This is a genomic window from Corynebacterium sp. HMSC070H05, from assembly GCF_001837615.1.
Taxonomy (GTDB): domain Bacteria; phylum Actinomycetota; class Actinomycetes; order Mycobacteriales; family Mycobacteriaceae; genus Corynebacterium; species Corynebacterium coyleae.
On the sequence record NZ_KV833291.1, the window covers coordinates 20,040 to 40,266 of the forward strand.

The 20,227-nt window shown below is 62.9% G+C and carries 20 protein-coding genes; 8 read left to right on the plus strand and 12 right to left on the minus strand.

Features of this window, described 5'->3' with window-relative positions:
* Positions 1 to 184: 184 nt before the first annotated feature.
* Positions 185 to 1,096, plus strand: a complete 912-nt coding sequence (locus HMPREF2617_RS11570; protein ID WP_168168325.1) for an endonuclease domain-containing protein — start codon at positions 185 to 187, stop codon at positions 1,094 to 1,096.
* A gap of 176 nt (positions 1,097 to 1,272) precedes the next feature.
* On the opposite strand, the gene cls is transcribed toward HMPREF2617_RS11570, so the two are convergent.
* The 5 genes from cls to HMPREF2617_RS02775 are packed head-to-tail and all read right to left on the minus strand — an operon-like array spanning position 1,273 to position 5,838.
* Positions 1,273 to 2,733 carry a cardiolipin synthase gene (gene cls / locus HMPREF2617_RS02755; protein WP_070839744.1) on the minus strand — a complete coding sequence of 487 codons (1,461 nt, stop codon included), beginning with the start codon at positions 2,731 to 2,733 and terminating at the stop codon, positions 1,273 to 1,275.
* Entirely contained in the window at positions 2,730 to 3,521 is a 792-nt protein-coding gene (locus HMPREF2617_RS02760) for an exodeoxyribonuclease III (protein ID WP_070422442.1), read from the minus strand. The genes cls and HMPREF2617_RS02760 overlap by 4 nt, the downstream gene beginning before the upstream one ends.
* Positions 3,522 to 3,525: 4 nt before the next feature.
* Positions 3,526 to 4,122, minus strand: coding sequence for a GNAT family N-acetyltransferase, cg3035/Rv0428c family (locus HMPREF2617_RS02765; RefSeq protein ID WP_070839746.1), 597 nt, complete (start codon positions 4,120 to 4,122; stop codon positions 3,526 to 3,528).
* A 23-nt stretch (positions 4,123 to 4,145) separates the two neighbouring features.
* Positions 4,146 to 5,222 carry a hypothetical protein gene (locus HMPREF2617_RS02770; protein WP_070839749.1) on the minus strand — a complete coding sequence of 359 codons (1,077 nt, stop codon included), beginning with the start codon at positions 5,220 to 5,222 and terminating at the stop codon, positions 4,146 to 4,148.
* Positions 5,223 to 5,265: 43 nt separating this feature from the next.
* The gene (locus HMPREF2617_RS02775) at positions 5,266 to 5,838 is read right to left on the minus strand and encodes a peptide deformylase (RefSeq protein WP_070816014.1); all 573 of its coding nucleotides are present in this window, start codon (positions 5,836 to 5,838) and stop codon (positions 5,266 to 5,268) included.
* Positions 5,839 to 5,853: 15 nt separating this feature from the next.
* On the opposite strand from HMPREF2617_RS02775, the gene HMPREF2617_RS02780 reads away from it, so the two are divergent.
* The 3 genes from HMPREF2617_RS02780 to HMPREF2617_RS02790 all read left to right on the plus strand — a co-directional run bounded on the left by HMPREF2617_RS02780 (position 5,854) and on the right by HMPREF2617_RS02790 (position 8,513).
* Entirely contained in the window at positions 5,854 to 6,060 is a 207-nt protein-coding gene (locus HMPREF2617_RS02780; RefSeq protein ID WP_070452809.1) for a DUF3263 domain-containing protein, read from the plus strand.
* Positions 6,061 to 6,110: 50 nt separating this feature from the next.
* Positions 6,111 to 7,106, plus strand: coding sequence for a LytR C-terminal domain-containing protein (locus HMPREF2617_RS11575; protein ID WP_210400800.1), 996 nt, complete (start codon positions 6,111 to 6,113; stop codon positions 7,104 to 7,106).
* Between the two features lie 276 nt (positions 7,107 to 7,382).
* Positions 7,383 to 8,513: a glutamate--cysteine ligase gene (locus HMPREF2617_RS02790; RefSeq protein ID WP_070839755.1), complete on the plus strand. Its 1,131-nt coding sequence runs from the start codon at positions 7,383 to 7,385 to the stop codon at positions 8,511 to 8,513.
* A gap of 18 nt (positions 8,514 to 8,531) precedes the next feature.
* On the opposite strand, the gene HMPREF2617_RS02795 is transcribed toward HMPREF2617_RS02790, so the two are convergent.
* From HMPREF2617_RS02795 to HMPREF2617_RS02825, 7 genes are all read right to left on the minus strand, one after another.
* Entirely contained in the window at positions 8,532 to 8,939 is a 408-nt protein-coding gene (locus HMPREF2617_RS02795) for a monovalent cation/H(+) antiporter subunit G (protein ID WP_070452800.1), read from the minus strand.
* On the minus strand, positions 8,936 to 9,214 hold the full coding sequence (locus HMPREF2617_RS02800; RefSeq protein ID WP_070422450.1) for a monovalent cation/H+ antiporter complex subunit F: 279 nt from the start codon (positions 9,212 to 9,214) through the stop codon (positions 8,936 to 8,938). The genes HMPREF2617_RS02795 and HMPREF2617_RS02800 overlap by 4 nt, the downstream gene beginning before the upstream one ends.
* Positions 9,211 to 9,726, minus strand: a complete 516-nt coding sequence (locus HMPREF2617_RS02805) for a Na+/H+ antiporter subunit E (protein WP_070839776.1) — start codon at positions 9,724 to 9,726, stop codon at positions 9,211 to 9,213. The genes HMPREF2617_RS02800 and HMPREF2617_RS02805 overlap by 4 nt, the downstream gene beginning before the upstream one ends.
* 5 nt (positions 9,727 to 9,731) lie before the next feature.
* Positions 9,732 to 11,432: a Na+/H+ antiporter subunit D gene (locus tag HMPREF2617_RS02810; protein ID WP_083279427.1), complete on the minus strand. Its 1,701-nt coding sequence runs from the start codon at positions 11,430 to 11,432 to the stop codon at positions 9,732 to 9,734.
* A gap of 1 nt (position 11,433) precedes the next feature.
* Positions 11,434 to 11,895, minus strand: coding sequence for a Na(+)/H(+) antiporter subunit C (locus HMPREF2617_RS02815; RefSeq protein WP_070422451.1), 462 nt, complete (start codon positions 11,893 to 11,895; stop codon positions 11,434 to 11,436).
* On the minus strand, positions 11,896 to 14,901 hold the full coding sequence (locus tag HMPREF2617_RS02820) for a Na+/H+ antiporter subunit A (RefSeq protein ID WP_070839758.1): 3,006 nt from the start codon (positions 14,899 to 14,901) through the stop codon (positions 11,896 to 11,898). It lies immediately after the preceding gene.
* A 160-nt stretch (positions 14,902 to 15,061) separates the two neighbouring features.
* A complete protein-coding gene (locus HMPREF2617_RS02825; RefSeq protein WP_070771711.1) occupies positions 15,062 to 16,432 on the minus strand; it encodes a dipeptidase in 1,371 nt (456 codons plus the stop codon).
* A gap of 225 nt (positions 16,433 to 16,657) precedes the next feature.
* Between HMPREF2617_RS02825 and groL the strand changes: the two genes are divergently transcribed.
* From groL to ppk2, 4 genes are all read left to right on the plus strand, one after another.
* Positions 16,658 to 18,295, plus strand: a complete 1,638-nt coding sequence (groL, locus tag HMPREF2617_RS02830; RefSeq protein ID WP_070839761.1) for a chaperonin GroEL — start codon at positions 16,658 to 16,660, stop codon at positions 18,293 to 18,295.
* Positions 18,296 to 18,695: 400 nt separating this feature from the next.
* Positions 18,696 to 18,860 (plus strand): hypothetical protein, encoded by a 165-nt coding sequence (locus HMPREF2617_RS12010; protein WP_167617019.1) that lies wholly within the window; start codon positions 18,696 to 18,698, stop codon positions 18,858 to 18,860.
* A 29-nt stretch (positions 18,861 to 18,889) separates the two neighbouring features.
* Positions 18,890 to 19,057 carry a hypothetical protein gene (locus tag HMPREF2617_RS12015; protein WP_168167537.1) on the plus strand — a complete coding sequence of 56 codons (168 nt, stop codon included), beginning with the start codon at positions 18,890 to 18,892 and terminating at the stop codon, positions 19,055 to 19,057.
* Positions 19,058 to 19,160: 103 nt separating this feature from the next.
* Entirely contained in the window at positions 19,161 to 20,060 is a 900-nt protein-coding gene (ppk2, locus tag HMPREF2617_RS02835; protein WP_070422455.1) for a polyphosphate kinase 2, read from the plus strand.
* Positions 20,061 to 20,227 lie beyond the last annotated feature (167 nt).

The window sequence follows — 20,227 nt, forward strand, 5'->3', positions numbered from 1 at the left end:
CACCCTGGTGCCGCGCTGGTGCCGCCACCCCGGCGCGCCACCTCCCGCAAACGGCGCATCCTACACGGCGCATTTCGTCGAAAATTAGCGAAATGTACCGTGCAGGATGCGCCGTTTAGCTTTGAGACACCCCGCGCCGCACCCTACTGCGCTACACTCAAGCGCGTCTCGGGGAGGGGGCAACATGATTAGACAAGATTTGGTGGGGAAACTAGTTGGACGCGGCAAGGCTGCTGAACAAGTTTGTGTGAAGCTGTCGTCGACAAGGTTTATCGCGCGCACGGAATGGGTAAAACTGAAGCCCCACGAACAACAGTTCCTACGGTGCTGGGCAGCGGGGGCGGCGGCACACACGTCGATACTGGTGGGGCGTGCTGCGGCGTCGGCGCACGGAATGTGGGTCCTGCCTCGCACGTTTGAGGTGGAAATGGCAAACCCGAAAGGGCGCGTTCCTCGACATTCGCAGCGTCCTTCGGGCGTTACCTATCGACGAATCGTCGTACCCGGCATGGACATCACCGCGTTAGGGGAGAACAACGAGGTGAAACTCACCACCGAGGTGCGCACAGCAGTCGACATTGCTCGGTGGCACGGCGTGAAAGAAGGCGTGGTCGCGATGGACAGTCTGTTCAGGGGGAAGCTCAACGAGTTCAAGGGCGGCGTCCACACTGAGCTGGAGGAGACAATCCACCGCCTTAGCGGTAACCGCGGCATTGAACAGGCACGAGAGGCGTTTAGGCAATTGTCGATGCTGTCGGAGTCTCCGTATGAGACGCTCGTTCGCCTTCTGCTTCGGCGCGTCGGTGTCGTGGCGCAGGAGCAGATGCGCATCGGCAAATACCGGGTGGATTTGCTGTGGGGCCAGCTGGTCATTGAGGTCGACGGTGCCATCAAGTTTGAGGAGGATGCGTCACGTGCCGCTCAACAGCACATTCATCGTGAAAATCAGCTTCGGGAGGCCGGCTACTGGATCATCCGCATCACGCCTAAAGAAATATGGGCGGATGAGGAAAAGGTGCTTCACCGCATTGTTGCGGCAAAGCGTCGTTCGGAGAAGATCGGCCCGGCGTCGGTTGAGGCTCTGCCCGCGTGGTGAGGCACCAAACTTAGCCAAACGGCACATCTAACACGGCGCATTCCGCGGAAAATTAGCGAAATGTACCGTGCAGGATATGCCGTTTGCGTTAAAGGGGCCGGGCGGACGGCAAGGTCCGGGCTGGGGCAGGCCGCCCAGCCACGCACCCGCACCCCACGCACCCAGCCCACACACCCCTACTGCAGGGCGGAGGTCAGTTTCATCACGTTGTCGATGTAGCGCCTGTACCAGGGCCGCTGCTCCCACCGCTCCAAAGTAAGCTCCCGCGACACGGCTAGATAACACGTGCCGAGTTCGGACAGCATGTGCAGCAGCGTCCCGGAGGCGACGAAGAGGGAGGATTCGTAGTTGAGGCTGAAGGAGCGGATGTCCATGTTGGAGGATCCGACGACGGCGGAGGAGCCGGGGAGGCCGTCGTCGATAAGTACGAACTTGGTGTGGAGCACGAATGGCGCGGGGAATTCCCAGATACGCACGCCGGCTTTGAGGAGTTGTTCGTAGTAGGCGGATTGGGCGTGTTGGACCATGAATTGGTCGGATTTGGCGCTGACGAGGAGGTCGACGTGTACGCCGCGGTAGCAGGCGGAGGTGATGGCTTCCAGCAGCGAGTCGTCGGGTACGAAGTAGGGCGAACAGAGCGTGACGTGCGTTTTTGCGTTGTGGATCATGGACACGAACATGCGCAGGTTCGGCTCGGTGAGGTATCCGGGTCCCGATGGGACGAGTTGGAGCACGCCATTGCTTGTCGACGACTCCCTCACCGGCGCCTGCTCAATCACCTCACCAGATTCTGTGTACCAGTCTGTGGCGAACATGGAGTCGGCGGACGCGACGATGGGGCCTTCGAGTTCGACAAACGCGTCGACCCATTGGCGGCCGGCGCGGCGGTGTTGGCGGACGAGGTAGGAGCGGTCGATGAGGTTGAAGGATCCGAGCATGGCTACGCGTGAGTCGACGACGAGGAGTTTGCGGTGGTTGCGTAGGTCGGGGCGGCGCCAGCGGCCGCGGAGTGGGGCGAGTGGCAGCATCATGTGCCAGTCGACGCCGATTTCGGTCAGTCGGCGTTTCAGTTTCCGGAACCCGGGGTATTTTTGGCTGCCGATGTGGTCGAAGAGGAGGCGGACGTGGACGCCGCGGACGACGGCTCGTTCGATGGCGCGGAAGACGACGTCGGTGGTGTCGTCCCAGGCTACGGCGTAGATTTCGATGTTGACGTGGGAGGTGGCGTCGTCGATGAGCGATGCCATGCGGTGCATCGTTTTGTGGTAGTCGGTCCAGAGTGCGCGCACGTCGGCGTGGACGGCGGGGTAGCCGGTGAGGGTGCGGTTGAGGCGCACGATGGAGGTGGTGACGTCGGGCAGTTCTTCGTCGGCGGGGAAGTCGGCGACGTTGAGGTTGGAGTCGTCGATGTGTCGGCGTGCTTCAACTTGGATGCGGTGGCGGCGTCGCGACACGAACGTGGAGCCCATGAGGAGGTACAGCGGCAGCCCGACGACGGGCAGCAGCAGGATGAGCAGGAGCCACGCGTTTGCCGACGACGGCTTGCGGCCGCCTGGGACCACACCGATCATGACGAATTTGATGGCGTAGTCGAGGACCATTGCGGCGAATTGCCACCATCCGAGGTCGATATTCATCGGACCTCATTATAGGAGAGGCCGCGCGTGTCGTAATCGACGATCACGGGTGCGTGGTCGGATGCGCCTTTACCGCGGCGTTCGTCGACGTCCACCCAGGCGCGTTTGACTAGGTCGCGCATGGGGGCAGTGGCGAGTTGGAAGTCGATGAGCATGCCTTCGTTGTGTTGGAAGCGCGCGGATTTGTAGTCCCAGAACGTGTAGGGGTTGTCGTGACGAATTTCGTACAACCCCGCCTCCAGCAGCATCTGGAACGCGGCGCGCTCGGGTTCGGTGACGTGGGTTTTGCCTTCGAACCAGGCGACGTCCCACACGTCTTCGTCGCGGGGTGCGACGTTGAAGTCTCCCATGAATACCTGCAGGTCGCCGGGCCGCACCGATTCCGCCAGGGACCACAGGAATTGCAGTTTGTAGTCGTAGTGCGGGTCGCCGATCTCGCGGCCGTTGGGCACGTACAGGCTCCACACTTCCACGCCGCCGCACTCGGCGCCGACCGCGCGCGCTTCCACCTCGGGCTCGCCCTTCTTCGCAAATGCGGGTTGGCCGTCGAAGTGGTCGCGCACGTTGTCCAACCCCACTCGGGAGGCGATGGCCACGCCGTTCCACTGGTTCACGCCCACGTGCGCAACCTCGTAGCCTGCGGCTTCGAAGGTGGCGTAGGGGAATGTCGCGTCTGCGGTTTTGGTTTCTTGCATCGCGAGTACGTCCACGTCGTTGCGTTCGAGGAATGCGGCGATGCGTTCCGCGCGGGTGCGCACGGAGTTGACGTTCCAGGTGGCGATTCGCATGCGCCTAGCCTAGCGCCAGCCGCCGACGGTGGTGCTCGAGTGCTCCCTCGGGCACATTGCTAATCGACGACACCCCGTACCCCTCACCGTCCACCCACGCCACCTGCTCTTCCGCAAGCGTCCATTCGTCGGTGAGAAGTTTCAGTGCGGGTTTGCCGATCCGCTCCGGGATCATGAGGCGTACTGGCAGGTTGCGTTCGCGGTAGAAGGCACGGATGGCGTCGATAGGCACTGGCTGTAGGCCCGCCGACGGCCCGAGCGGCACGGCCGAGTTCGCCTCGTCGGTCTTGCCGGTGCGGATGAGCCAGCCTTCGGCCCAGGCTTCTTCGGTGGTGGGGATGCCCTCGGCAATGCGGCGTTCCAGCGCGCGGATTTCGGAGTTGCGCACCGTCCTCGCCGACAGTTTCTTGATGATGTGCACGTTGGCTACCTCGATCGCCTCCTTCGACGACGGGAAGCCACCCACCTCCTGCGGCCGCACCACCAGCGGGTCGAGCGACACGACGTGCCCGATGATGTCGCTGGCGTGCTCGCCGCGCCGCTGCCTGACCACGACGCGGTCCCCCACCACGACGTCATCCGAGCGGAAAATACGCGACATATGCTGTGCTTCTCGCGCGCTTCTTATCGACGAGCCCTACCCGCACCCGGCAACACAAACGCCATACCGGCCAGCAGCGCAAGCGCGCCCAGGCCGATCAGCCCGCGCATCGGGGTGCCGGTGTCGGCGAGGTCGCCGTCGCGCTCATCTTCGGTGCTGGTCGTGGTGCGCGAGGTGCTCGAGGAGGACGTGGTCGAACGCGTCGTGCTCGACGTTGCCGAGGTGGTGCGGTTCTGCAGCACCGACGCCGACGTCGTCGACGAAGAGGAAGACGAAGACGACGAGGTCGTGGCGGTCGCGCTGGACGTCGTGCTCGACGAAGTGCCGGAGGTTGTGGTCTGCCCGGTAGTCGTACTGGTGGTGGTCTCGGTGCCGGACGACGTGTTCGTCGTGGTCGTCTCGCTGGTGGTGGACTCAGTGGTCTCCGAGGTGGTGGTCTCGTCCTGCATCCGCTCGGCGCGCAGGCTCAGCGACTCGCTGACCTCCGGTGCAGTGGTTTTCGGCGCAGTAGTCTTCGGTGTCGCCGTGACCGTGGTCTTCGGGGTGGTCGACACCGTGGTTGCCGGAACAGCAGCCTTCTCCGAAGCCTTCTCGCCAGCCTTCTCCGCAGTCGCATCCTCCGACGCGGCAGCCTCTTCCTTGCCGCCCGGGATGCCGTAGATGATGCGGGCGTCGCCGTTGTCAGAGCGCTCGAAGGCGTCGAAGGCGGTGGTGCCCAAGATGCCGTCGAGGTCCTTGAGGGCGGAGGGGAGGACCACGGTGTCGTCGTTAAGCAAAAGCTCCGAGCGCAACTTACGCACACCGGCGCGCTCGGCCTTGAGGGCGTCGGCTGCCTCGTCGAACTCGGCTTCTTCCTCGTCGGTCAGGTCGCCGGCGTCCTCGCGAAGCTCCTCGAGGTCGTCAGCGGCCTCGATGAGGTTCTTGCGCCAATCGGTGAGGATCTCGCGGACCTCGTCCTCCCCATCCGCTTCCTTAAGTGCGGTGAGGGAGGTGGTGCGGGTCTCGGTGACGTCGCTAAGCAGCTGCTCGAGCGGCGTTTCGGGCGCAGCGGGAGTGGTCAGCGTGATCGCAGTCGCGGCGATGACGGCGGGGATGCGCATGGGTGCCTCCGGAAAAATAGACAGTCCCGCACATCATACCGCGTTAGTGGCCGAACGGATCCTCGTCGGTGCCTGGAAGCCACGTGTTGCCCGGCTCGCGCCAGCCCTTGTCGCGGATTTCGCGCTTCGCTTCCTTCTTGTAACGGCCGGTGAGCACGTCGGTGTACAGGAAGCCGTCCAGGTGGCCGACCTCGTGCTGCAGGCAGCGGGCGAAGAAGCCGGTGCCCTCCACCTCGATCTGGTTGCCGTTCTCGTCCAGGCCGGTGACTTTGGCCCAGTCCGCGCGGCCGGTCGGCCAGGAGTAGCCAGGGACGGAGAGGCAGCCTTCGTCGTCCTCGCCGTCGTCGCTAGGCATTGTCTTCGGAATCTCGGAGGTTTCCAGCACCGGGTTGATCACGGTGCCGCGGCGCATGGTGTCGCCGTCGGGGCAGTGGTAGACGAACAGGCGCAGCGGCACACCAATCTGGTTGGCGGCCAGGCCCACACCGTGGGCGGCGTCCATGGTTTCGTGCATGTCGGCGATGAGTTCCTGCAGTTCCTCAACGGGCTGCGTGACCTGTTTGGTTGGTTCGTGCAGCACAGGGTCGCCGTGGATAACGATGGGTCGGATGGTCATGCCAATATATTAGGCATGCTTTCCGACACCGACCTCGCCGTGCTCCGTTTCGCCGCGCGCGCCCCGCGGTCCCTCGGCAAGCGCGAGGACGCTATCCGTGCCGAACTTGGCATGACGCCGATCCGCTACTACCAGCGCTTGAACGTGCTTCTGGATAATCCGGATGCGCTCGCGGCGGAGCCTCAGTTGGTGCGGCGGTTGCAAAGGCTTCGCGACGCCTAACCCGGTGTGTTGCCTCCCTTCCCCCACCAGGTGTGGCTATTGTTGCTGCTGTGACTAAAGATCAGTATGGCAACGACCCCCGCTACGACAACGTGGGCGACGAGCCCCTCGACGCCGAAATTATCGACGACACCCCCACCGACGCACCCGCCGAGGAATACCGCGGCGCGCACCGTCGCGACGACGACGCCGACTACGACTATGACGAGGCCTACGACGAGGCGTACGCAGGCTACGCCGCCGGTGCCGGTGCCGGTGCCGGTGCTGGTGCAGGTGCTGGTGCAGGTGCTGGTGCCGGCTCGACCGCCGTCACCGCTGGCGGCGCCGCTGCTGGAGCCGGTGCTGGGGCGGGCGCCGCCGCCCAAGGCGGCCTGCCCCGCCGTGGCCTCGCCATGATCCTTATCGCCGTCGCCGCGTTGCTGCTGCTCTGGGCCCTGTGGGCGATGACTCAGAAGGGTGACGACAACAACGCCGCATCCTCCGCCTCGTCCGAAACCTCCACCTCCGCTACCTCCGAGGCCGCCCCATCCACGGCCCAGCCTGGCGAGGGCCAGGGCCAGGGCCAGGGCACCCAGGATCCCAACGCCTCCCAGGACCCGAACGCCGAACAGCGCGAAGGCGACCAGGCCCAGGACCCCAACGCGCAAGACCCCAACGCGCAAGACCCGAACGCCGAGACCCCGGCTCCGGCCCCGCAGGGCGCGCAGCTCGACAATGCGAGCGCGCAGGTCTTCGTCTACAACAACTCCGGCATCGCTGACCTGGCTAATCGCACGGCGGACCAGCTCAAGGGCCAGTTCAACGTCGCTAATCAGTCCCAGGACGCTGCGACGATGAACATGCCTGAGCAGCAGTACGGCATCTTCCCGGAGACCTACGTGTTCTTCGACCCGGCCACCCCGGGTGCTGAGCAGGTCGCTGCCGACATCGCCCGCCGCGTCGGTGGCACCGCCCGCGCCAAGAATGACATCCCGGAGGGCGCCGTCGGCCTTCCGGAGCAGGCCGCGAATAACCGCAGCGCGGTCGCGGTCGTCCTCGCCGGCTAGTTTTAGCCTCCAAACGGCGCCTCCTACACGGTGCATTTCGTCGAAAATTAGCGAAATATGCCGTGTAGGAGACGCCGTTTAGCTTTGCGACGACACCACACCGGCACCACCCCAACACATGGTGAGAATGCAAGGGTGAAGATGGCCAAAAATCGGCAAGCTCTCCGTTGCGTCCTCACCATCTGTGTGGAAGGCGGAACCCCAACAGCACCGCCCCGCATATAAACCGCTTCGCCATGCCAGTCCCGGGAACCGAAGCGGTTAGGCTGGCTGACTATGGATCCGTTTCGCGATTTTGCCAGGTCGGCCGCCCCTACCCTCGGTGTCGAGTGGGAGATTTGTCTCGTCGACCCGGAAACGCGCGACCTTGTGCCGCGTGCGGCTGAGGTGATCGAGGAGGTGCAGAAGCGCAATCCGGACGTGCACCTGGAGCCGGAGTTTCTACAGAACACGATCGAGCTTGTCACGCCGATCTGCACGAATACCAGGGAGGCGGTCGACGCCCTCCAGCGCGACCTCAAAGCGATCAAGGAGGTCGCGGATGAGAAGAACCTCCGCCTGTGGGCGAGCGGCGGCCACCCGTTTTCGGATTTCCGCACGAATCCGTTGAGTCCGAAGAACACGTATCAGGAGATCGCGGATCGCACCCAGTATTGGGGTCAGCACATGTTGTTGTGGGGTATCCACTGCCACGTGGGCATCAGTCATGAGGACAAGGTGTGGCCGATCATTAATGCGGTGATGACGAAGTACCCGCACCTGCTCGCGATAAGCGCCTCGAGCCCGGGTTGGGACGGCATCGATACGGGTTACGCTTCGAACCGCACGATGCTTTACCAGCAGCTTCCCACCGCGGGTATGCCGTATCAGTTCCAGGATTGGGATGAGTGGGTTGCATTTATGCGCGATCAGCAGACTTCGGGCGTGATTAATCACACGGGTTCGATGCATTTCGATGTCCGTCCGGCCGCGAAGTGGGGCACGATCGAGGTTCGCATTTCGGATGCGACGTCCAACCTGCGCGAACTTGCGGCGGTCGTGGCGCTCACGCACTGTCTCGTGGTCCACTACGACCGGATGCTCGATCGCGGCGAGTCCCTGCCCACCCTGCAGCAGTGGCACGTCGCGGAGAATAAGTGGCGCGGCGCTCGCTATGGCATGGACGCGCTCGTGATCACTAGCCGCGATACGGACGAGGATTGGATTAAGCACGAGTTGCAAGTGCTTATCGACGAACTCACGCCCACGGCCCAAGACCTCAACTGCCTCGACGAGCTACGGCTGGTCGGCGAGATCGTCGAGCGTGGCGCCGGCTACCAGCGCCAGCGGGAGATTTACCAGCGCACGGGTGATTGGAAGGCGGTTGTGGACGCGACCTGCGACGAAATGTGGGAAATCACGCCGTAGCGCCGTAGCAGCCAGCCCTTAGCCCGCCGGCCGTTCGGTTTCGGTGGGCTTGTTGGGGTTGATGCGCTTGGGGTGGTAGCTGGCGGGGCGGTCGTTGCGGGTGAGCTGGCCGTCCTCGCCGTAGAGGCCCTCGCGTCGGGCGATGCGGCCGAGGCGCTGGCCGGTGACGGGGTTGGTCATTAGGGCGAAGATGACCAGCAGGATCATGATGCCGATGTCGCCTTTTTCGTGGACGCCGAAGTCTTCGGCGGTGGTGACTCGGATGATGGTGCCGATCATGAACAGCACGAGCCCGGTGGTTTGGGGTTTGGTGATGGCGTGGACGCGCGCGAGGGTGGAGTTGAAGCGTGCGGTGCCGACGGCGGCGGAGAAGACCATGAACGCGCCGGGCAGGATGAAGATCAGGGAGATGATGTCGGTGATCATAGGGAACCATCCCTCTTGCGGAAGCGGGCGACGGACAGGGAGGCGATGAAGCCGAGGAGTGCGATGACGATCATCACGTTGACCACGGTGGTGTCTAACGTCCAGCAGATGTAGAGGGCGAGGGCGCACTGGAGGGAGGCGGTGATGCCGTCGTTAGCTAGGACGCGGTCGAGGGAGTCGGGGCCGACGATGACTCGCCAGGCGAGGATGAAGAAGCCGGCGAAGATGAAGATGGCGGCTATGGCGAGGAAGACGTTGTAGATCGTTTCGTTCATTTGCTCCTGCTTTCGAAGATCCCGATCATTTGGCGTTCCAGGGTGGCTACGTTGGCAATTTCGCGTTCGATGTCGGCCGGGGTGGACGCGTCGAGGACGTGGATGGTCCATTCGCGGTTGGCCAGGTCGATGTCGGTGACGGTGCCGCCGGGCTGCAGGTTGTAGGCGCAGGTGGCCAGGTAGAACACCAATTCGTTGCTGACGCGCATGGGCACACGCAGGATCGCGTTTTTGGGTTGGGGTTGGGGCCGCAGCGAGAGCCAGGCCACTTTGGCGGAGGCGACGATGAGGTCCCACAGCCAGATACCGACGAAGGCGATCAGGCGTGGCCAGTGGATGCGGTTGCCGCTGCGGGGGACGCGTGGCAGGGGTAGGGCCAGCACGATGACGACGCCTAAGGCGAGGCCGGCGGCGACGTTGCCCCAGGACACTTCGCCCATGAGCAGGACCCACATGAAGGTCAGCCACGCAATGTAGGCGGGGCGCATGCGGTTTTTTATACTGGTGAGCAGGCTCATCAGTTACGCACCTCCTGGTTGCGACGGTTCATCAGCGAGTCGTGCCCGCCTTGGGAGTCGGTGGGTTCGGTGAAGGCGTCGAGGTTGCGGGTGGCTTGGGTGGGGTCGTCGATAAGTACTGCGCTGCGGTAGATGGTGACGTCTTGGGCGGATTGGGCGGCGCGGTCGGTGATGTTGGAGATCGGACCGGCCAGGAACGTGATCGACGTGGAGGTGAGTACCAGCAGTGCGGTGGAGAGGAACATGCCGACGGGGATGCGGCCGACGTCGTCGCGTTCGCCGGCAGAGACGGTTTCGCCGCGCTCGGCAAGGTTGGCGGGGCGGGCGAGGACGACGTCGCCTTCGGGGGCGTCGGCGCGATCTCGCAGGAAGCCTTTGGACCAGACGTTCATCATGGCGTACAGGGTGAGCAGCGAGGTGACCACGGCGCCGCCGATGAGGGTCCAGGCGAGCCAGGAGCCGTCTTCGGCACCGGCTTGGATGAGCATGACTTTGCCCAGGAAGCCGGATAGGGGTGGGATGCCGCCGAGGTTGAGCGCCGGGATGAGGTACAGCACGCCGATGACGGGTGCGGTGTACAGCAGGGAGCCCAGGCGGCGCAGTTGGGCGGAGCCTGCTTGCCTTTCGACGAGCCCAATCACCAGGAACAGCGACGTCTGCACCAGAATGTGGTGGACGGCGTAGAAGATCGCGCCGGATAGGCCTGCGACGGAGCCGAGGGCCACGCCGAAGATCATGTAGCCGATGTGGCTGACCAGGGTAAACGACATGAGACGTTTGATGTCGTTTTGGGCGATTGCGCCCATCACGCCGACGATCATGGTCAACAGGGCGACCCACATGAGCATGTTGTCGAGCGAGCCGTCGGTGAACACGGTGGAGCGCATGCGGATGATCGCGTACACGCCAACTTTGGTGAGGAGGCCTGCGAACACGGCGGTCACGATGGAGGCGGCGGTGGGGTAGGAGTCCGGCAGCCAGGCGTCGAGGGGGAAGACGGCGGCTTTGATGCTGAAGGCGACGAGGATCGTCGCAAAGATTGCGGCGCGCGTACCGGTGGGTAGTTCGGCCATGCGGATTCCGACTTGTGCCATGTTCACCGTGCCCACGGACGCGTACACGAGCGCAAGCGCAAACAGGAACACCATCGACGACGCCATGGACACCATCACGTAACCGATGCCGGCGCGCACACGCTGCGGCGACGCGCCCAGGGTGAGCAGCACGTAGGAGGCGACGAGGAAGATCTCAAACCCGACGTACAGGTTGAACAGGTCACCTGCCAGGAATGATAGGTTCACGCCCATGCTCAGCAGCATGTAGGTGGGGAGGAAGACGGCGACTGGGTCGTCGTCGTCACCATCGCGCAGACCTTGGGAGATGCCGTACCACATCACCGCGAACAGCACGATCGAGGAGACGAACAACATTATCGACGACAACCTGTCCGCCACCAACGTAATCCCGATCGGCGCCTCCCAGCCGCCCATTTGCACCGTTTGGATGCCGTGGATGTCGGCGACGATGATCAGCACCGCCGACATGACCGTCAGTGTGGCCAGGGTCAGCAGGGCAATGAAGCGCTGCAGGTTCACGCCGCGGAACACCAGGATGAACGCCGCGGAGATGAGCGGCAGCAGAATCATCAGCACCGTCAGGTACGGCACTGCGGGCAGGGCCCAGTCGGCGAGGGCTAACATACTACTTCTCACGCTCCGCCCCCTTTACTGGCTCTTCGAACGATGCCGACGCAGCAGCCTTGCCGGCCGCTTCCTCTTCGTCGCGGTCGCCCGTCGGCGTGGTTGGGCGCACCGCAATTGCGCGGTCCTCTTCGTCGCGTTCGACCACGTCGTCGCTGCGGTAGCGGTACTGGCGGTAGGCGAGCGCGAGCATGAATCCGACCATCGCCATCGAGATGACAATGGCGGTCAGGATCATCGCCTGCGCGAGCGGATCGGCGGCGTCGGCTGCTGCTACGGAGTCGCGTCCGAGGATCGGCGGCGAGCCCGCGCGACCGCCCGACTGCAGCAGGAGCAGGTTCGCGCCGTTGCCGATGAGCAGCACGCCCATGATCATGCGCGTCATCACTTTGTCCAGCATGAGGTATACACCGGCCGCGATGAGTACGCCTGAGCCGATGAGTAAGAACAGGTTCGCTTCCATTTACTTCTCCGAGCTCTTGCTAATCGACGGTGAAACTGAGGACCTTGCCGTCACCGTGGACCCTGTCGACGACACCGCCGCCCGCTCATCAAACCGCTGCCGGCGATCACGCTCTTGCTGTTCGCGGCGGCGACGGTTTTTCTCTTGCAGTTCGATGGCGCGGTCGCGGGCGCGCTGCTTACGGGACTCTTCTTCGAGGTCGATGTGGGCGCCCATGGAGGCCAGTACGTGCATGATGAGGCCGACGACGATGGCGTAGACGCCGGCGTCGAAAAGCAGGGCGGATGGGACGTCGAACTCGCCGATGAGCGGCAGACTGAACGTGGCGTATCCAGAGGTCAGTGGCGGGTTGCCGAAGAACATGGGCACGACCGCTGCGGTGGCGGACAGCAGCAGGCCGGTTGCGAGCACCTTGCTTGGGTGCACCGGCAGGGTTGCTTCGATCTCCTTGCGGCCGCCCGCCAGGTAGCGCAGCGTGAGCGCGAGCGCGGCGACAAGGCCGCCTGCGAACCCGCCGCCGGGGGCGTTGTGGCCGGAGAAGAAGAAGTACGCCGACAGCAGCATCATCGACGGGAACAGGATGCGGGTGGCAACCTCCACCATCAGGGAACGGTTCTGCGCCGTCTCGTCGTTGACGCCGGATGCGAGCCAGCGTGCCTTTGTGGTCTGCAGGGTTGGGCGGCGTGACTGGGTTTCAAACTTGCCGGTGCCGAAGATCAGGCTGGCCACGCCAACTGCGGCGATGACCAGCACGGTGATCTCACCGAGCGTATCGGCGGCGCGCAGGTCCACCAGCAGCACGTTGACGGTGTTGCGGCCGTGGCCGATCTCGTAGGCCAACTCCGGCATGGTTGTGGAGATCGGATCGGTCACGCGCGCGGACATCGCCGTCATCGCCACGACCACCACCGACACACCGGTGCCGATGGCGAGCCAGGCGCGGAGACGGTTGTCGTCGTTACGCGGCTCGACCTCTGTGGGCATCTTGCGCAGCACCAGCATGAACACGACCATCACAATGGTCTCCACCAGTGCCTGCGTGAGCGCCAAGTCCGGTGCGCCGTGCAGCGCGAAGATCATGGCCAGGCAGTAGCCGGTCATGCCGACCATGACCACGGCCGACAGGCGGTTGCGCTGCAGGGTGGCAAAGAACGCCATGCCCGCCATGATGATCACGATCAGGCCTTGCCAGACGTTTTCCCACACGATCATGCGGATGTTGTTCGACGCGCCCAGGATCAGCGCAGCCAACGGCACAACCATGAGGGTGGCGAAGATGACACCCAGGTTGATCGCCAACGAACCACGCTGGGTAGACGCGGTCAGACGCATCGACCAGTGGTGCAGCTTGGCCAGGATGGTGTCGTAGACGGCGTTGGCGTTACCAAGCGCTGGCTGCTCGAACTGGGCCTTTGCCACCAGGTCGCGCTGCCAGAACATGATCGCACCTGCGGTGATGATCACAGCCGACAGCATCAGTGGCACGTTGATGCCGTGCCACAGCGCGAGCGTTTCGCCCTCCACGTCCGGGAAGCGAGCGTCGAGGTGGTTGTTGATCGGGTCCGACAGCAGCGCCGGCACCAGACCAAACACGATCGTGCCCGCAGTCAGGATGGCTGGGGAGAGCCAAAGGGTCGGGCCCACCCGGTGCATGTCGCGCACTGCTTCGGAGGGCTTGCGGTCGTGCTCTGGTTTCGTCGCAAAGGCACCGTGCAGGAAGTACAGCGAGTACGCCATGGTCAGGATGGAACCCGCGACCATCACTACCAGCGTGATCCTGCCCGGCATACCGGTGAGCAACTCCTCGTGCAGGATCATCTCCAGCGCGGCTTCCTTGGCCACAAACCCGAACAGCGGCGGGATGCCAGCCATGGACGCAGCCGACACAATGGCCAACCCCGCCAACAATGGCTGCTTCTTGCCCAGCCCTGATAGTTCGTGGATGTCGCGCGTGCCGGTGGCGTGGTCGATCGTGCCCACAATCATGAACAGCGCGGCCTTAAACAGCGAGTGCGCGAACGTGATCGCAAGCCCCGCCATCGCGGCCTCACGCGAACCCACGCCGATCACCGTGATGATGAAGCCCAGCTGGCTCACCGTGCCGTACGCCAGCACCAGCTTCAGGTCGCGCTGCTTCAGCGCCATCCAGCCGCCCAGCAGCATGGTGAACCCACCCGTGGACAGCACCAGCAGGTGCCACGTGGTCACCGCCGACATGTCGGGCGCAAGCCTAGCGACGAGATAGATACCCGCCTTGACCATCGCCGCCGAGTGCAGATACGCCGACACCGGCGTCGGAGCAGCCATCGCGCCGGGCAACCAGAAGTGCCACGGAGCCTGCGCGGACTTGGTTAGCGCGCCCAGCATGATCAGCACAATTGCCGTGGAGATCGCCGGAGTGCCCTCGATGTCGGCGATCTGGGACACCTCGGACAGGCGCCAGATGCCGGCGTTGAAGCCGAGCAGGTTGATGCCAACCAGCATGGCCAGGCCACCCATCGTGGTGACCATCAGCGCCTGCATGGCTGCGCGTCTGGAGGTCGCCCGCTCCCCGTAATACGACACCAACATGTACGACAGGATCGAGGTCAACTCCCAGAACACGTACATGAGCAGGAAGTTGTCCGAGATGACCAAGCCGTACATGGCCATGGCGAAGGCGCTGAGCTCAAACCCGAACTTGGCCAGCCTGCGCGGGTTCGAGTCGAAGTAGCCCCAGCAGTAGAACAACACAAGCGCCCCGACACCCAGGATGATCAGGCTAAAAAGCGCTGCGAGGGCGTCGAGGCGAAACTCTAAGTTGAGGTTGGTCGATGGCATCCACGTGAACGTGGAAACGATCTCCCCGCCGTCGCGGAACACCCCGTCGGCGAAGAGTTTGACCACCCACACGAAGCCGGCCAGCGGCACCAACGCCAAGATGGCGAAGGCCGAGCGGCCGACGCTGCGCAGCAGCACCGGGGCGATGGCGCTGGCAGCCATGAGCGCAAGAAGTAACGTGAGCACCTTTCTGGCAGCCCTCCTTTGAGGTCAGTCGTACCGTTGGCGCGCCTAACCTCAGGGGCTTTCCAGTTCACACAGAAATAACTTGCTCATTGTGGCAACAAGATACAACGCGTCAACACCAGTGGCGCGGCCATCTTTGTTCCACTGTAGCGAATTTTTCTTACTTCCCGTATTGCTGCAGGAACATCGCCTCTGCGATGGCCACGTGTTCGATCTCGGTCGGGTCAACGGATTCGTCGACACCGTGAATGCCACACAGCGGCTCCTCCACGCCGTACAGTGCGATCTCCGCGTTGGGGAACTGCTCCTGCAGGGTGATGGTCAGTGGGATCGAGCCGCCGGTGCCTACGACAGCCAGCTCGTCTGCGCCGTATGCGTCCTTCAGGCACTGCCCAAGCTTTGCGACGGCCTCCGCTTCCACATCCGTAGAAAATGGCTGATTCACGCCACTGACCTGGACGTCCACCTTGGCGCCCCACGGGGTGTGGGCCTTGATGTGCTCGACCATCTTCTCTGCCACCTCGGCGGAATCTTGGCCAGCCGGGACGCGCAGGTTGAACTGTGCTTCCGCGCGCGGGTTGACGGCGTTCATCGCCTCTGCAACCGGGGTGGAGGTAAAGCCGATCATGGTCACGGCCGGGCGCGCCCACACCAGGTCGGCCGGGTTGTCGTCGGCGGTGCCCAGCAGTTCCACGCCGTCCAGGACGGTCGCGTCGCCGCGGAAGGTTTCCGGATCGTACGGGTCGCCGTCCCACTTCGCGGTGGTGTCCACGCCGTCGATGGTGGTGCGGCCGTGCTCGTCGAAAAGCGATGTTGCAATGACCATCAGTGCGTGCGCCGCATCCGGAGCCGCGCCGCCGAAACCGCCGGAGTGGATCGCGCCCTTGAGTGTTTCCACCGTCACGTTGATCTGGGCGCCGCCGCGCAGGGAAGTGGTCAGCGTTGGCACACCGACAGCGACGTTGCCGGAGTCCGCGATCAGGATCGCGTCCGCCTCAAACACCTCAGGCTTGTCGACGATCAACTTACCCAGACCGTCATCCCCACCGAGCTCCTCGGAGCCCTCGACGACAACCTTCAGCCCCAGGTCCGTGCCGCCGTTTTCCTCGACGAGGCGCAGTGCCTCCAGGTGCATGGCCAGGTTGCCCTTGCAGTCCGCGGCGCCGCGCCCGTACCAGCGGCCGTCACGCTCGGTGAGTTCGAACGGGTTGTTCGTCCAAGCCTCTGGATCGTTCGCCGGGACGACGTCGTAGTGCGAGTACAGCAGCACCGTCGGCATGCCGTTCTTCGCTGGCTTCGTAGCGACGATCGTGTCCGCGTCGTCCACCGTCGGGTAGCGGGTGACTTCAAAGCCGAGGTCCTTGAGCGCCTCGACCGTCCACACACACGCTGCCTCGTGCTCGTCCTTCAGGGCCGGGGTGGAGTGCGGGGAGTTAAAGGACACCAACTTGGACAGATCCGCGAAGATCCGGTCGCGCTGTGGTGCGTAGGTTGCTGTGCTGTTGCTTGTGCTGTTCTGTGCGTCTGTCATGGCACTACGCTAGCAGCAACCGAGCCAGCCCCTGCGTCTCTTGCACTCAACCCCCGAGAGTGCTAAAAATGTGGCTGGCACTCATCTCAACCGAGTGCCAAATAAACGAAGAAGAGCGGGTGAGGCTGAGACCACTCGTCAGCCGTGCCGTCGCGGGCGCCTGCTTGCACCGACGAACTGAGTGATCGTCCACGTACGCCTATATATAAGGAGTGACACACTCACATGGCAAAGATGATTGCATTTGATGAGGAAGCACGTCGCGGCCTCGAGACCGGTCTGAACACCCTGGCTGATGCTGTGAAGGTCACGTTGGGCCCGAAGGGCCGCAACGTGGTGTTGGAGAAGTCTTGGGGCGCTCCGATGATTACCAACGACGGCGTGAGCATCGCTCGCGAGATTGACCTCGAGGATCCGTACGAGAAGATCGGTGCGGAACTGGTCAAGGAAGTCGCCAAGAAGACTGACGACGTCGCCGGTGATGGCACCACCACCGCTACCGTCCTCGCCCAGGCACTCGTGCGCGAGGGCCTGCGCAACGTTGCTGCGGGTTCCAACCCGATGGGTATCAAGCGCGGCATTCAGGCTGCCACCGACAAGGTATCCAAGTACCTGCTGGACCAGGCGAAGGAAGTTGAGACCCAGGAGGAGATCGCTTCCACCGCTGGTATTTCGGCTTCCGACCCGGAGATCGGCAAGAAGATTGCTGAGGCGATGTACGCCGTCGGCAACGGTGCGGTGAACAAGGAGTCCGTGATCACGGTCGAGGAGTCCAACACGTTTGGTGTGGACCTCGAGGTTACGGAAGGTATGCGCTTTGACAAGGGCTTCATCTCCGCTTACTTCGCCACCGACATGGAGCGCGGCGAGGCCGTGCTCGAGGACCCGTACATCCTGCTGGTGTCCGGCAAGATCTCCAACGTCAAGGAGCTTGTGCCGGTGCTGGAGCAGGTTATGCAGTCCGGCAAGCCGCTGCTGATTATCGCCGAGGATGTTGAGGGCGAGGCCCTGTCCACACTGGTTGTGAACAAGATCCGCGGCACCTTCAAGTCTGTGGCTGTGAAGGCTCCGGGCTTCGGCGATCGTCGCAAGGCAATGCTGCAGGATCTGGCGATCCTGACTGGTGGCCAGGTCATCTCCGAAGAGGTCGGCCTGTCCCTGGAGACCGCTGGCGTTGAGCTGCTGGGTCAGGCTCGCAAGGTTGTGGTGACCAAGGATGAGACCACGATCGTGCAGGGCGCTGGTCAGCAGGAGCAGATCGACGGCCGTGTGAAGCAGATCCGCGCTGAGATCGAGAACTCCGACTCCGATTACGACCGCGAGAAGCTGCAGGAGCGCCTGGCCAAGCTGGCCGGCGGTGTTGCGGTGCTCAAGGTTGGCGCTGCTACTGAGGTGGAGCTCAAGGAGCAGAAGCTGCGCATTGAGGATGCTGTGCGTAACGCGAAGGCTGCTGTGGAGGAGGGCATCGTCGCTGGTGGCGGTGTGGCTCTGCTGCAGGCTGCCAACGAGCTCGAGGGCGACCTCGGCCTTGAGGGCGACGAGGCTACGGGCGTGAAGATCGTCCGCGAGGCCCTGTCCGCTCCGCTGAAGCAGATCGCGCTGAACGCTGGCCTGGAGCCGGGCGTGGTGGCTGACAAGGTTGCCAACCTCCCGGATGGCGAGGGTCTGAACGCTGCGACCGGCGAGTACGTCGACATGCTGGCTAACGGCATTGCGGATCCGGCGAAGGTGACCCGTTCTGCGCTGCAGAACGCTGCGTCCATCGCTGCGCTGTTCTTGACCACTGAGGCGGTTGTGGCTGATAAGCCGGAGCCGGCTGGTGCAAACCCGGGCATGGACCCGGAAGCAATGGGCATGATGTAATGCCCGCCTAATGAGCAACGCGTCCTTCGGGGCGCGTTTTTCTTTTGCGCAATTGCTTGTCGACGACCCCCTGAATAGGTGTAGTCCCTCACATCCATTTCCGGTTTGTGGAGTTTCCGTCGCGAGTTTCGGCGCTGAATGGTCTATACAGTCGTCATCGAATTCATATGACGTTTACTTCTTTTATTGAATTTGGGCAGGTAGTCGATAGAGCTGAAATATGGTTACGTTTTGGTAAACGTGAGGTGTTGAAAAATATCTGTCAGCATTGAAAACAATTCTGTAGTTCCCCTTGACGTAATCGTTACCTATGGCAAAATAACTCCCTGACGCCCGATGGGTGTCAGTACCTGTCAGTAAAGCCAGACACAGACTGGCACCTAACTTTTAGGAGCATGTAATGCCTGTAGATCTCAAGGTCATCCAGAAGGCGCTCAAGGACTTCAAGACGTTCGCAACCGCGATCGAGAAGATCTTCACCAAGACCCCGGAGTCTCTGCTGACGTTCGCTGAGAAGGCGACCGGCAAGAAGGTCACCCCGAAGCCGGCTGCAGAAGCTAAGTAAGCACACCTCTTAACTAGGAGAAAAACATCATGGAAGCACTGTACAACTGGGTTGCACTTTCCTCCGGCACCGGTCTCGGCGTTGAGAACGGTAACGCTACCGAGGTTACCCGTATCCCGGGCGCTCTCGTTGAGCTGCTTGGCAACTTCGGCGTCCTCGCAGGCGCTCTCGCCGACCTCGTTGGTCTGGTTGCATAAGACCGACCTGTAAGGTGCCTCGTCGCTACGTGCGACGGGGCATTTTTCTGTTAGTGGGGGGCTTTCCCAGCGCAGCGAGGCAAAGCGGAATAGAATGAGTGGTATGGCTGACCACAAGGATGACGAACTGCCGATGATCGACCTCGCCCAGACCGAAGGCTGGGTTGTGGACGACACCGATGAAGACGATCCGGTGCTGCTGATGCCGGATGGCACTGCGATCCAGACGTGGCGCGAGAATTACCCGTACGATGAGCGCCTCTCCCGCGATGAGTATGAGCATGAGAAGCGCGCGCTCCAGATTGAGCTGCTGAAGTGGCAGAACTGGACGAAGGATACTGGTCAGCGCCACATCATTATTTTCGAGGGCCGCGATGCCGCCGGTAAGGGTGGCACCATCAAGCGCTTTAACGAGCACCTCAACCCGCGTGGTGCTCGTACCGTTGCGTTGGAGAAGCCTTCGCCACGCGAGAGCACGTCGTGGTACTTCCAGCGCTACATTGAGCACTTCCCGGCTGCGGGCGAGATCGTGTTCTTCGACCGTTCCTGGTACAACCGTTCCGGTGTTGAGCGTGTGATGGGTTTCTGCACCGAGTCGCAGCACGCCGAGTTCCTGCGTGAGGTGCCGATGCTGGAGAACATGATCCTCGGCTCCGGCATTTCGCTGACCAAGTTCTGGTTCTCCGTGACCCAGAAGGAGCAGCGCACCCGCTTTGCTATCCGCCAGGTGGACCCGGTGCGTCAGTGGAAGCTGTCGCCGATGGACTTGGCGTCGCTGGATAAGTGGGAGGACTACACCCGCGCGAAGGAGGAGCAGTTCCGCTACACGGATACTGACGAGTCCCCCTGGATCACCATCAAGTCCAACGACAAGAAGCGCGCTCGCCTGAATGCGATGCGCTACATCCTGTCCAAGTTTGAGTACACGAACAAGGACCACGACGTGGTTGGCGAGCCCGACCCGTTGATCGTTAAGCGCGGCCGCGACCAGATCGGCGACTAAAGCCCCTGCTTAGCGACGACCCTCTGCCCCGGAATCGAACCACCTCCCGGGTGCAGGGGGTCGTTTTTGTGTGCAGGTTGCCCTAAAAGGTGCGTTGTGGGGGTGTTTCTCAGGAAACATTTGGGCCTGTGACGGCAATATGTGACAAAAACCTCCCCCCCCCCCCC